This is a genomic window from Burkholderia sp. AU31652 (assembly GCF_002223155.1).
In the GTDB taxonomy this organism is placed as follows: domain Bacteria; phylum Pseudomonadota; class Gammaproteobacteria; order Burkholderiales; family Burkholderiaceae; genus Burkholderia.
In genome coordinates, this window is record NZ_NKFG01000005.1 from 222,838 (window position 1) to 235,766 (window position 12,929).

The 12,929-nt window shown below is 66.6% G+C and carries 11 protein-coding genes; 9 read left to right on the forward strand and 2 right to left on the reverse strand.

From position 1 onward, the window contains the following. The first annotated feature begins 281 nt into the window (after positions 1-281). The gene (locus CFB40_RS18535) at positions 282-1,946 is read left to right on the forward strand and encodes an ABC transporter ATP-binding protein (RefSeq protein ID WP_089432004.1); all 1,665 of its coding nucleotides are present in this window, start codon (positions 282-284) and stop codon (positions 1,944-1,946) included. A gap of 42 nt (positions 1,947-1,988) precedes the next feature. Here CFB40_RS18535 and CFB40_RS18540 read toward each other — a convergent pair whose 3' ends face one another. Next, entirely contained in the window at positions 1,989-3,026 is a 1,038-nt protein-coding gene (locus tag CFB40_RS18540) for an aldo/keto reductase (protein ID WP_089432005.1), read from the reverse strand. A gap of 131 nt (positions 3,027-3,157) precedes the next feature. On the opposite strand from CFB40_RS18540, the gene CFB40_RS18545 reads away from it, so the two are divergent. The 5 genes from CFB40_RS18545 (at position 3,158) to CFB40_RS18565 (ending at position 7,192) form a co-directional block, all read left to right on the forward strand. Further along, positions 3,158-4,042, forward strand: coding sequence for a LysR family transcriptional regulator (locus tag CFB40_RS18545; RefSeq protein ID WP_089428542.1), 885 nt, complete (start codon positions 3,158-3,160; stop codon positions 4,040-4,042). Between the two features lie 334 nt (positions 4,043-4,376). After that, positions 4,377-4,628, forward strand: a complete 252-nt coding sequence (locus CFB40_RS18550; RefSeq protein WP_089429196.1) for a type II toxin-antitoxin system Phd/YefM family antitoxin — start codon at positions 4,377-4,379, stop codon at positions 4,626-4,628. Next, positions 4,628-5,047, forward strand: a complete 420-nt coding sequence (locus CFB40_RS18555) for a type II toxin-antitoxin system VapC family toxin (protein ID WP_174975468.1) — start codon at positions 4,628-4,630, stop codon at positions 5,045-5,047. Before CFB40_RS18550 ends, CFB40_RS18555 begins: the two co-directional genes overlap by 1 nt. A 472-nt stretch (positions 5,048-5,519) precedes the next feature. Further along, entirely contained in the window at positions 5,520-5,819 is a 300-nt protein-coding gene (locus CFB40_RS18560; RefSeq protein WP_085038359.1) for an ArsR/SmtB family transcription factor, read from the forward strand. Between the two features lie 20 nt (positions 5,820-5,839). Then, complete coding sequence (locus tag CFB40_RS18565) at positions 5,840-7,192, forward strand: pyridoxal phosphate-dependent decarboxylase family protein (protein ID WP_089428540.1); 1,353 nt, start codon at positions 5,840-5,842, stop codon at positions 7,190-7,192. Positions 7,193-7,195: 3 nt separating this feature from the next. Here the strand turns inward: CFB40_RS18565 and CFB40_RS18570 are convergent, their stop codons facing one another. Next, on the reverse strand, positions 7,196-8,113 hold the full coding sequence (locus CFB40_RS18570) for a LysR family transcriptional regulator (RefSeq protein WP_089428539.1): 918 nt from the start codon (positions 8,111-8,113) through the stop codon (positions 7,196-7,198). A gap of 144 nt (positions 8,114-8,257) precedes the next feature. On the opposite strand from CFB40_RS18570, the gene CFB40_RS18575 reads away from it, so the two are divergent. The 3 genes from CFB40_RS18575 to CFB40_RS18585 all read left to right on the forward strand — a co-directional run bounded on the left by CFB40_RS18575 (position 8,258) and on the right by CFB40_RS18585 (position 12,867). Beyond that, positions 8,258-9,481, forward strand: coding sequence for a Zn-dependent hydrolase (locus CFB40_RS18575; protein ID WP_089432006.1), 1,224 nt, complete (start codon positions 8,258-8,260; stop codon positions 9,479-9,481). 119 nt (positions 9,482-9,600) lie between these two features. Continuing rightward, on the forward strand, positions 9,601-10,068 hold the full coding sequence (locus CFB40_RS18580; protein WP_089429195.1) for a cupin domain-containing protein: 468 nt from the start codon (positions 9,601-9,603) through the stop codon (positions 10,066-10,068). 327 nt (positions 10,069-10,395) lie between these two features. Continuing rightward, positions 10,396-12,867, forward strand: coding sequence for a GH92 family glycosyl hydrolase (locus tag CFB40_RS18585; protein ID WP_089432007.1), 2,472 nt, complete (start codon positions 10,396-10,398; stop codon positions 12,865-12,867). The last annotated feature ends 62 nt before the right edge of the window (positions 12,868-12,929 follow it).

Here is a 12,929-nt window from a genome sequence, read left to right on the forward strand (position 1 = left end):
AGCGAGTATATCGAGAATTACCGATATGTCAATGTGAGCGCCGACCGCCGTTCTGTCGAGCCGGCACGGTTCAGGCACGACACTCGGCATGGCAAGCGCCTTCTGGAACGAAAGTCGTCAACCGCTCACGGGTTTTTTTGAACGGAACGGGTCTCCGGGAACCGCGCAACCAACACGTGCCGCCATCCCACCCGAACGCCACCACGCCACGCCTTTCACTCTGTTAGACTTTTTCGCCCATCGCCGCCATCCGGGCTGCGCCGCGCCCGGGTCATCCCGCCATGAACGACACCCGTGCGTCGCATCCGATCACCGAGGTCCTGCGGGCCTACTGGAAGGCCGATCGGCTGATGTTGCTGACGGTCGTGGCGGTCGTCATCCTGTCGAGCGCGAGCGCGGTTGCCGCCCCCTATCTGTTCTCGCGCCTGATCGACGCGCTGTCGCACCGCGGCGTGCTCCACGCGCTGATCCCGGGCTTCGTGCTTTATGCGGTGCTGCTGGGCCTGTCCAGCGCGCTGCAACGCGTGGTGCAGTACCTGGCGTTCATGAGCTCGGAGAACCTGGGCTTCATCACCAGCACGCGCTTTTTCGAGCGCATCCTGAAGAAGACCACGGCGTTCTTCGTCGAGCACAATCCCGCCGAAATCCAGACCGCGAACCAGCGTGGCAGCCGGGCGCTGTCGGTGCTCGTGCTGCTGAGCCTGATGGAGCTGATCCCCGGCACGCTGCAGATCGTGCTGACGCTCGTCACGCTCGGCGCACTGATCAATGTCGAGGTCGTGGTGATCACCGCCGCCTACGGTGCGGTCGCGGTGACGATCGCGATCGTCGGCGCGCGGCGCTCGCGCGCGTTCCTCGATCGCGCGATCGAGGCCGGGCAGGAGAATGCGCGCTTCGTCGGCGGCGCGATCAATGCGATGGAGACGCTTCGGCATTTCGGCAGCCATCGCTGGATGAACGAACGTTTCTCGGAGAAGGCGCGCGTCGTGCGCGACAGCTGGCGCGCGTATGTGCTGCAGCACGTCCGCTATCTCGCGGTGCTGGGGCTCGGCCTCGCGATCCAGTTCGCGGTGACGTTCTGGTTGCTGCTGCCGCGCCATGCGGCGGGCGCGCTGTCGATCGGCGACATCGTGTTGTTCAACACGTTGCTGCTGCAACTGAACCAGCCGTTCGAAATGATCGCGCGCGCGGTCGACGAGTGCGCACGCTCCCGCGCGGCGCTCGTGCCGTTCGCGGCGCTGTGGACGGCGCCCGAGGAACGGCAGGTGTCGCATGCGTCGGCGTTCGCGCCGCGCGACGGGCGCATCGTGTTCGAGCGCGTCGCCTATGCGTACGACAACGGCCGCGGCGTGACCGACGTCGACTTCGTCGCTGAACGGGGGGCGATCACGTTCCTCGTCGGCGAAACCGGCGCGGGGAAATCCACCGTCTTCAAGCTCGCGCTGAAGTCGATCGAGCCGACCGGCGGGCGCATTCTCGTCGACGGCGTCGATCTCGCTGAAATCGATCGCGCCGACTGGTACGGCGCGGTGGCCGTCGTGCCGCAGGATGTCGTGCTGCTGAACGAAAGCCTGGAAGACAACATCCTGCTCGGCCGGCCGCGCGATGCGCAGCGTCTGCATGAAGCGGCGGCGAAGGCGACGATCCTGACGTTCATCGAGAGCCTGCCGGACGGCTTCCGCACGACGGTGGGCGAGCGCGGGCTGAAGCTGTCCGGCGGCGAGCGCCAGCGCATCGCGATTGCCCGTGCGCTGTATGGCGAGCCGACCGTGCTGTTCCTCGACGAAGCGAGTTCCGCGCTCGACGAAGCCACCGAGCGCGACATCATGGAACACGTGCGGCTGCTGGCCCGCGACGTCACGGTCGTGGCGATCACGCATCGTCGCTCGGTCATCGGGCCGGCCGACAAGGTCGTGCGGCTCGGCGACGCGCGTGTGCCGGCGTAGCGCTGCATGACCTCATTCGCAGGCTCCGCCGGCCGTCGGCGCTCACCCGCGCAGCGGCGGATTGAGTTGCGCGAACGCCTGCTGGCGGCGATACGGGAAGTACGGATAAGGTGCTACCACCGCGCTCGCCGCATCGAGCTTCGCGACCTGCGCATCGGTCAGCGCCCAGCCGACCGCGCCGAGGTTCTGCCGCAGCTGTGCCTCATTGCGCGCGCCGATGATCACCGACGACACCGTCGGGCGCTGCAGCAGCCAGTTCAGCGCGATCTGCGGCACGGTCTTGCCCGTTTCCTCGGCGATCGCGTCGAGCGCATCGACCACGTCGTACAGGCGCGCATCGTCGACCGGCGGCCCGAAGCCGGCCGTTTCATGCAGGCGGCTGCCTTCCGGCAGCGGCGCGTTGCGCCGGATCTTGCCGGTGAGCCGGCCCCAGCCGAGCGGGCTCCAGACGAGCGCGCCAAGCCCCTGGTCGGCGCCGAGCGGCATCAGGTCCCACTCGTAATCGCGGCCGACGAGCGAGTAGTAGACCTGGTTCGCCACGTAACGCGACCAGCCGTGCCGATCGGCCACCGCCAGCGACTTCATGATCTGCCACCCGGCGAAGTTCGATACGCCGATGTAGCGCAGCTTGCCCGCGCGCACGAGATCGTCGAGCGTCGACATCACTTCCTCGACCGGCGTGCTCGCATCGAACGCGTGGAGTTGCAGCAGGTCGATGTAGTCGGTGTCGAGGCGGCGCAGCGCATCGTCGACGGCGCGGACGAGCCGCGCGCGCGACGTGCCCGCGTCGTTCGGGCCGCTTCCGGTCGGCAGGCCCGTTTTCGTCGAGATCAGCACCTGGTCGCGACGTCCGTTGATCGCGGCGCCGAGCACGCGCTCGGATTCGCCGTCCGAATACACGTCGGCCGTGTCGAACAGGTTCACGCCGGCTTCGAGGCAGATGTCGATCAGGCGGCGCGCTTCATCGACGCCCGTGTTGCCCCAGGCGCTAAACAGCGGGCCGGTGCCGCCGAACGTGCCGGCGCCGAAGCTCAGGGCAGGAACCTTGAGGCCGGAGCGGCCGAGGGTGCGGTATTCCATGGCGGGTTTCCTTTGGGGTGATCGACGGGTCGAGGGGCGGCCGCGAGGCGACGCATTGGCACACTGTATCGCTTGCGGATATTTCGGATAATTGGGCAGACTTCGAAAATATCGTTCGGAAGGGGCGAATAATGCTGCTCGACAATCTCGCGCTGTTCCTGCGCATCGTGGAGAAGGGCGGACTAGCCGCGGCGGGCCGCGAGTTCGGGCTGTCGCCGGCCACCGTGTCCGAGCGACTGGCTGCGCTCGAGCGCCACTACGGCGCGGCGCTGCTCACGCGCACGACACGCGCGATCAGCCTGACCGACGAGGGCCGCACGCTCGTCGACGGTGCGCGGCGCCTGCTGGCGGAGGCCGATGAACTCGAAGGCCGAGTGCGGCTCGGCGTGCAGACCTTGTCGGGGCCGGTGCGCCTGAGCGCGCCGGCCGACCTCGGGCGCGAGCGCGTGGTGCCCGTCGTCGACGCGTTTCTGGCCGAGCATCCGGGCGTCACGGTCGACCTGCATCTCGGTGACGGCTACGTGGATGTCGTCGGGCAGGGGCTCGATTTCGCGATCCGTCGCGGGGTGCTCGCCGACAGTTCGCTGCGCAGCCGGTCGCTCGGCCGCGCGCGGCGCGTCGTGTGCGCGTCGCCCGCGTATCTCGCGGCGCACGGCACGCCGCGGCATCCGGACGATCTTGCCGCACACGACTGCATCGTGATGCGCTTCGGGCAGGACCTGTATGCCGAATGGCCGTTCAGCATCGACGGCGAACCCCGGCGCGTGACGGTGCGCGGCCGGCGGGTGGCCAACGACGGCGCACTCGTGCGCGCGTGGTGCGTCGCGGGGCACGGCGTCGCACTGAAGTCGCTGGTCGACGTCGAGCAGGATCTGGCGTCCGGCGCGCTCGTGGAAGTCCTGCGCGCGTTCTCGCCGGGCGACGTCGATCTGCAGATCGTCTATGCGGGCAACGCCGTGCAGCCGCGGCGCGTGCGGGCGCTGATCGAACGGCTGGCGCAGGCGCTGGCGGCGTGAACGTGTTGGATGTAATTGCGTCGGACTCGACGTGACGACGCCAATTTCGTGCCCTTCGGGTGGTCATTGTGGCGAGTTCGCTTCGGCAACGGCGAAACTCGGCATGGGTTGTCCTCAGAATCGGATGCGCGTGATTGAACGGAAACGATTCGTAGCGGTGCGTATCGCGCTTCCGGCCAGAGGACTTTGCCGCCGGAAACGTAACTCGTACGTAGGCGCAAGAGTCATCGACGAAGAAGACGCGCACGGGGCCGGATCAACCGGGGCGGGCAAGGCCGCGCAATCTCATTTATTGTAGTAACATACCTACATTGATTGGTTTGAGGAGCCCATGATGACCATCACAACGCTCTCGAGTCGCGAACTTAACCAGGATGTGACCAAAGCGAAGAAGGCAGCAAAGGATGGCCCGGTGTTCATTACGGATCGTGGCAGGCCTGCCCATGTGCTGCTGAGTTTCGAGGAATACCAGCGTCTCACGCAGCAACGGCGCAACATTGCCGACGCGTTGGCCATGCCCGGTGTCGAGGACATCGAGTTTGAGCCTCCGCGCGCGGAGATCGGCATCAAAAAGGTTGATTTTTGATGATGTTCGTCCTCGATACCAACGTTGTTTCGGAACTCAGGAAGGTGCGAACCGGCAAGGCGGACAAAGGCCTGGTGGCCTGGAGTTCAACCGTCGACGCACCCACGCTTTTTGTCTCGGCAATCACGATCATGGAGCTGGAGACAGGCGTCTTGCAAATCGAACGCCGGGACACGGCTCAAGGTGCGCTTCTGCGGGCATGGCTTGACGGGCATGTCCTGCCGGAGTTCGCGGGTCGCGTGCTGCCGGTTGATACTGCGGTCGCGCAACGATGCGCACGACTCCATGTACCGGATCGGCGGTCGGAGCGGGACGCACTCATTGCCGCAACGGCGCTCGTGCATGGCATGACCGTCGTGACGCGCAATGTCGCCGATTTTGTTGAAACCGGCGTTCCTATCGTTAATCCGTGGGATTGAGCTAGCGAACCCTCCCTCTCGAACAATGAAACGGGCGCGGGTTCGTTGACAGACCGCGCATGCATTTCACGGTAACGCTTCCGCGCACCCCTTGCATCCCCCGCACTGGCGGATGGGCCGGGCCAACGGATAGTGCATTGCGCGGCCGCTCGCTCGGCCGTGCGCGGCGCGTGGTGTGCGCGCCGCACACGGCAGGCAGGCGCGTCGGGACGATCCTGCCGCACATGACGGATCGCAATGCGTTTCGGGCCCGACTTGTATGCGGAATGGCCGCTCGGCATTGACGGCGAGCTGAAGCGTGTTCCCGGCGCTGTGTGCAACGCGTTGCAGCGGCGCGCTTGCCGCGATCGCATCCGGTGCCGATACGGCGGGCAAATACACCCCAGCGTCAGCTCAAGTCGCCCTTCGAACCAATTGCACACATTTCGTCATTTAGCTAATATTCGAAACGTTAATCGCGCTCCGCATTCCCATGGACGACGTCACCCGCATCAGCGCACTGGCCAACGAAAGCCGTCTGGCCGTGATGCGCTGGCTCAAGCAGCCGCGCAAGCATTTCCCGCCGCAGCCGCACGGCGATGTCGACGAACTCGGCGTGTGCTGCACGTACATCACCGAGAAGCTCGGCATCGCGCCGGCTACGACCACGCGCCACATGCGCATCCTCGCGGATGCCGGGCTCGTGCAGGCGACCCGCGTCGGCAAGTTCACGTACTACAAGCGGATCGACGGCGCGCTGCAGCAGCTCGGCCGCGATCTTTTGCAACTCTGACTCACACCGAGGCAACCGACATGGACGAACTTGCATTGCTGGCCGACGCCGACCGGCGCGCGCACGCGTATCTGGCCGCGACGAACGAGCGGCGCGCGTTTCCCGACGCGGCCGCACTGGCCGGCCTGGCGGCGTTCGACGAGCCGCTGCCCGACGCGGGCCGCCCCGCCGACGACGTGCTGCGCCTGCTCGACGAGCGCGGCACGCCCGCGACCGTCGCGTCGAACGGCCCGAACTACTTCGGCTTCGTGATCGGCGCCACGCTGCCGGCCGCGGCGGCGGCCGAGCGGTTGATGCTCGCGTGGGACCAGTGCGCGTCGTCGTATGCGAATTCACCGGTGGCCGCAACGATCGAGCGCCAGGCCGCGCGCTGGGTCGTCGATGTGCTCGGATTGCCCGAAGGCAGTGCGGTCGGTTTCGGCACGAGCGCGACGGCCTGCACGCTCGTCGCGCTGGTGGCCGCGCGGCGCGCGCTGCTCGCACGCAAGGGCTGGGACGTCGACGCGGACGGCCTGATCGGCGCGCCCGAGGTGAAGGTCGTGATCTCCGAGCTGGCGCACATCACGGTGAAGAAGGCGCTGCGCGTGCTCGGTTTCGGGATGAAGCGCCTCGTCGTCGCGCCGGTCGACACGCATGGCCGGATCGATCCGGCACAGCTGCCGCCCCTCGACGACATGACGATCCTCTGCGTGCAGGCCGGCGAAGTGAACACGGGCGAGTTCGATCCGTTCGCGGCGCTGATTCCGCCCGCGAAGGCGGCCGGCGCGTGGGTGCACGTCGACGGCGCGTTCGGCCTGTGGGCCCGCGCCTCGTCGAAGCGCGCGCTGACGGACGGCATCGACGGCGCGGACAGCTGGACCACCGACGGCCACAAGTGGCTCAACACGCCGTACGACGGCGCGATGGTGATCTGCCGGGACGCGGCCGCGCTCGCGACCGCGATGAACAGCGACGCCGTGTACCTGAGCGGCGCGCAGGACGCGCAGAAGAACCTGAACCTCGAATTCTCGCGGCGCGCGCGCGGCATCCCCGTATGGGCCGCGCTGCGTTCACTCGGCCGCGCCGGCGTGGCCACGATGGTCGAGCGGCATTGCGCGCAGGCGGCGCGGGTCGCGGACGGCCTGCGTGCCGCCGGCTACGATGTGCTGAACCGCGTCGTGCTGAACCAGGTGCTGGTGCGCGCCGGCACCGACGATGAAACGGCGGCGATCCTCGCGGCCGCGCAGGCGTCGGGCGACGTGTGGTTCGGCGCGACGGTGTGGCAGGGGCGGCCGGCGTTCCGGATCAGCGTGTCGTCGTGGCGCACCGAAGACGCGCACATCGATCGTCTCGTGGCGTTGCTGACGGAGCTGCGCGGCGTGCACGTGCGCTGAGCATCATGCGCCGTCCGCGCCCTGAACGGTTGCAGCCGCCCCCTTCAGGCACTCGATGAAATGCAGCGCGGCGGGCGTCAGCAACGCATGCCGCCGCATCACGATCGCGACCGTCAACGCGGGCATCGGCTCGGCAAGATCCAGCGCGACGATGCCCCGTGACTTGCGTTCGACGTCGGCGAGCGGCCGTGCGAACACGCCGAGCGCATCCGTTTGCGACACGAGCCCGAGCGTCGCGGCAAACGACGGGCAGTGGATTACCCGCTTCGGTACGTCGATGCCGAACGGCATGAAGATCGAGCGCACCAGATCGTCTCCCTCGTCGCCGTAGCGCGGCACGCACCATTGCGCATCGACGAGCTCGCGCAGCGAGCGGGCGCGCGCGAGCCGATGCCGGCTTCTCGCGACGACCGCGAACGCCGTCCGGAACAACGGAATGCTCGCGAATTCGTCGGGGTCCGGTATCGCATTCGACAACTGATGCGTGACGATGAAGTCGAGCGAGCCGTCGCGCAGTCGCGCGAGATCCGTCGCGGTCAGCGCATCGTCGACGTTCAGCGTCGCGCCGGGCAGGTCGCGCGAGAACGCGGTGAATGCACGCGGCAGGAGCGTCAGCGCGACGGTCGGGCTGACCGCGATCGACACCGAGCCGGTCGTGCCGAGCCGCAACTGCTCGATTTCGTCGCGCGTGCGCTGGATCTCCTCGACGATCAGCCGCGCGCGAATCGCAAACGCGCTGCCGTAATCGGTCAGCGCAATTCCCTTTACGCTGCGGACGACGAGCGGCACGCCGAGTTCCTGTTCGAGCTCGCGCACGATGCTGCTGATGGCCGGTTGCGTGACGCCGAGCGCGCGCGCCGCGCCGCGAATGGTGCGATGCTCGGCGACCGCGAGAAACGCATCGAGCTGCTTGAGCTTCATGAATGACCGATCCGAATACGAAGAAAGCGCGGGCTGCCGGGTCGAACGCCGGGTGACAAGAAAAAGTTATCGACCACAACGAAATCTTGGATTTTTCTTATTGGATCGAGTGTATATGCTCGGTGCTTTTCAGGAGCGGTCACGATGCTTCTCGTTAACCAGCAACGGCTGTGGGATTCGCTGATGGAGATGGCGACGATCGGCGCGACCGCGCACGGCGGCAGCTGCCGGCTCGCGCTCAGCGACGACGACGCGCGCGGCAGGCGCCGCTTCATCGCGTGGTGCGAAGCAGCCGGTTGCGAGATCCGCATCGATCCGATCGGCAACGTGTTCGCTCGCCGGCCGGGCACGGAACCGGGTTTGCCGCCCGTGACGTGCGGCAGCCATCTCGACACGCAGCCGCTCGGCGGCCGCTTCGACGGCGTCTATGGCGTGCTCGCGGGCCTCGAAGCGATTCGTACGCTGAACGAGCGCGGCATTGAAACGCGACATCCGATCGACGTCGTCGCGTGGACCAACGAAGAGGGTTCGCGCTTCACGCCGGGCATGATGGGCTCGGCCGTCTATGCCAGTGCGCTGGATCTCGACTACGCACTGGATCGCCCGTGCATGCAGACGGGCGCGCTGCTGCGCGACGAACTCGAACGCACGGGCTTCGCCGGCCCTGCGCGCGAGCGGCAGATGCCGAAGGCGTATTTCGAAGCGCATATCGAGCAAGGGCCGGTGCTGGAGCAGGCCGGCTTGCCGATCGGCGTCGTGACGGGCGTGCAGGGCATCTACGAACTCGACGTCACGGTGACCGGCTTCGAGTCGCATGCAGGCACGACGCCGATGAGCGTGCGCCGTGACGCGATGGGCGTGGCGGCCGCGATGATCGCGGCGATCGTCGAGCACGGTCACACCTTCGACGACGATGCGCGCGTGACGGTCGGTCATGTCGCGTGCCAGCCGAATTCGCCGAGCACGATTCCGGGCAAGGTCCGGTTCAGCGTCGACGTGCGCCACCCGTCGCGACCGGCGTTGCAGCAACTGGTCGCCGACATCGAAGCGATCTGCATGCAGCGCACCGCGCTGCGTGGCACGAGCGTGCAGGTACAGACGATCGCCGAATACGAGCCGGTGGTGTTCGATGCGGCATGCGTCGAGCGCGTGCGGCAGGCAACGGCTGCCGCCGGCTATCCGTACAAGGAGATGTGCAGCGGCGCGGGGCACGACGCGGTGAACCTGTCGTACGTCGCGCCTTCCGCGATGGTGTTCGTGCCGTGCAAGGCCGGCTTGAGCCACAACGAAGCGGAAGATGCCGATCCGGTGCACCTCGCGCAAGGCGCGTCGGTGCTGGCGAACTTGCTGGCCGATTGCGCGCGTTAGCCGCGTGCGATGGCGGGGCCCGCAACCCCTCCGCAAGCGTGAAAATGTCGGACAATGGCCGCTGCGCGCGCCACGCCGGCGCCGCGTTCAACCAAAGCATTCACGTTTGCGAGATCCCCATGTCGACTCCCTTTCCCCGGGAACTGCTGAAGGCCGCCGATATCGCGAAGATGGAACCGATGCGCGCGGTGCATTCGCTGAATCCCAATGCCGTTCGTCTCAAGCGACAACTCAGCGACCTGACCGGCTTGACGCAATTCGGTGTTCACCTGCTCACGCTGATGCCTGGTCACGAATCGGCCGAGTATCACCGTCACCTGTACGAAGAAGAGTTCGTGTACGTGCTGTCCGGGACGGGCGCGGTCACGATCGGCGAACGCGCCAGTGAAATCGGGCCGGGCGATTTCATCGGCTTTCCGCGCGGCGGTGAAGCGCATACGGTGCAGAACACCGGCGATACGCCGCTTGAGCTGCTCGTTGGCGGGCAACGGCTCGAACACGACGTCTGCGAATACCCGCGACTCGGCAAGCGGCTGTATATCGCCGGCGAGCTCGAAGACTATGTGGATTTGCCGAAGCAGCCTTGATCGCCAATCGCGCATTCAATGCCCCATTCCACATAAAAACCGAATCAATAACCGCTTGTTTAGATAAACAAAATAAAAATTCGTAAAAACACGGGGTAGAGAAATCGCGTTTATTTGGGCACGCTTGTGCGCATTGTCCGCTCCTGGGCGCCGGTATTTCCACATGCCGGCGCGTCTTTTTCCCGGTGTGCGCATTCGGTAATAACGACACGCCCCCGGGATTTTCGACCGATCGGCCGGGCAAGCGGAATTCATCAAAAGCATCCTGATTTAAAGCTCAGTAGTTCGAATCACCATCCTGATTCAAGAACGATACGGAGACGGGCGATGTCCAGGAACTGGGGGTTGGGAACGGCGCTGCTGGCGCTGTGCGTGGTCTTGTCTGCCTGCGGTGGTGATGGCGATTCACCGTCGGTGGCCGCGGCGAACCTGTCGGCTGCCGCGCAGTCGCAGGGCAATGAAAACGGCAACGGCGGCAACGACAACGGTAACGAAAACGACAACAGCAACGGCAACGAGTCGTCGAAGAAAAACGCCGACATCCGCGTCGCGCAATACGTCAATCCGCTGATCGGCACCGACTACGCGACCGACCAGCCGGCCGACCCGGTCGGCTCGGGCCTCGGCGGCGGCACGTTCCCGGGGCCGACGGTCCCGTTCGGGATGATGCAATGGAGCCCGATGACGCCGACTGCCCAATACGACAGCAGCAAGGGCGACGGCTCCGGTTTCTCCGGCGGCTACTGGTACGGCGACACGTCGATCAATGCATTCAGCATCCTGCACCTGAGCGGCACCGGCTGCTGGGCGAACGGCGGCTACCTGAACGTGATGCCGCAGCTCGCACCGGGCGACGCCGGCACGCCGGCCAGCTTCACTCACGCGAACGAAACCGCGCAGGCCGGCTATTACGGCGTCACGCTCGGCAACGGCATCAAGGCCGAGCTGACGACGACGGTGCGCACCGGCTTCGCCCGCTTCACGTATCCGGCACTCGCGCAGGGCCAGCAGGCGACGATCGCGATCGATCCGACCGTGCTGAACAACCGCGCGCAGGGCACGACGGCCGACACAATCAGCCAGGTCGGCGACCGCGCGTTGTCGGGCACGATCGCGGGCGGCGGATTCTGCTGGGCCGGGCATGCGGTGCCCGTCTACTACTACGCGGAATTCAGCCAGCCGTTCGCGTCGAAGCCGGCGTTGTCGAACAACAGCCCGGTGACGGTGACGTTCAATGTCGACCGCAAGCATCCCGACGTGATGATGAAGCTCGGCATCTCGTTCGTCAGCGAAGCGAATGCGAAGGCGAACCTGCGCGCGGAGAATCCGGAGACGGATGCGCAAGGCAACCGGAACTGGCGATTCGACACCGTGCGCCGCGCGGCGAGCACCGCGTGGAACGCGCGCCTGAACGCGATCCAGGTCACCGGCGGCAGCGACGCCGACAAGACGAAGTTCTACACCGCGCTGTATCACGCGTCGCTGCACCCGAACGTGTTCAACGACGTGAACGGCCAGTATCCGGACTTCTACGCGTCGAACGGCGCAGCGGCCGCGCCGACACGTCAGGTCGAGAAAGGCCGCACGATGTACGCGAACTTCTCCGGCTGGGACATCGACCGCTCGTTCATCCAGCTGCAGGCGCTGCTCGACCCGGTGCGCACCAGCGACATCGTGCAGTCGCTCGTGCTCGATGCGAAGGCGTGCGGCGCGTTCCCGCGCTGGGCGTACTTCAATACCGAGACGGCCGTGATGCCGGGCGACGCGGGCTCGATCATCGTCGCGAACGCCCATGCGTTCGGTGCGACGAACTTCGACACGCAGGCCGCGCTGTCGATCATGAAGAACAGCACGGCGCCGGGCGCCGCGTGCGCCGGCACGCCGGTGATGGGCAGCCGCGCGGACTACGACCGGCTCGGCTACGTGCCGTCGTCGGGCTCGGGCGACAACCAGACCGCGTCGAACACGCTCGAATACGCGGTGCGCGATTTCGCGGTGTCGCGCTTCGCGACGGCGCTCGGCGACACGACGACGGCCGGCACGCTGCTGAAGTCGAGCGGCAACTGGCACAACCTGTTCGATCAGGGCGCGATCCAGCCGAAGACGTCGGCCGGCGCGTGGGTCACCGACGGCACCGGCTTCATGGAAGGCAATGCCGAGCAATACACGTGGTACGTGCCGCACGATCTCGCCAGCGTGGTCGCGCAGGCGGGCGGCGCCGCGCCGGTCGTCAAGCGCCTCGACACGTTCTTCACGCACCTGAACATCGGCACCGTGCAGCCGTATTTCTACGTCGGCAACGAAGTGACGATGGCCGTGCCGTGGGTCTACGCATGGGCTGGTGCGCCGTCACATACGCAGCGCGTGCTGCACGCGTCGCTCGCGAACGAGTTCGGCACCGGCGCGGCCGGGCTGCCGGGCAACGACGATCTCGGCGCGATCTCCGGCTGGTACGTGTGGGCCGCGCTCGGTCTTTATCCGGTCGTGCCGGGCGTCAGCGGCGTCGCGCTGTCGAGCCCGCAGTTCGAGAAGATCACGGTGCGCGTCGGGCAGAAGGACGGCAGCTACCGACTGTTGCACATCGTCGCGCCGGGTGCAGGCTCGGGCGACAACGCGTCGTTCTATGTGAAGTCGCTGAAGCTGAACGGCGCACCTTACTCCACCGCGTGGCTGCCGTTCGAGCAGATCGCGAAGGGCGGAAAGCTGTCGTACGCGATGACGGCCGACGCGAGCGCCACGACCTGGGGCACCGACGCATCGGCGATGCCGTCGTTCCCGCGGGCGGCCAGCGCGCCGTAACGGCCAGGGGGATCAACGAGCGGTTCTTGCCAACAGGATCGACGCAGAGAGAGGGAGGGACG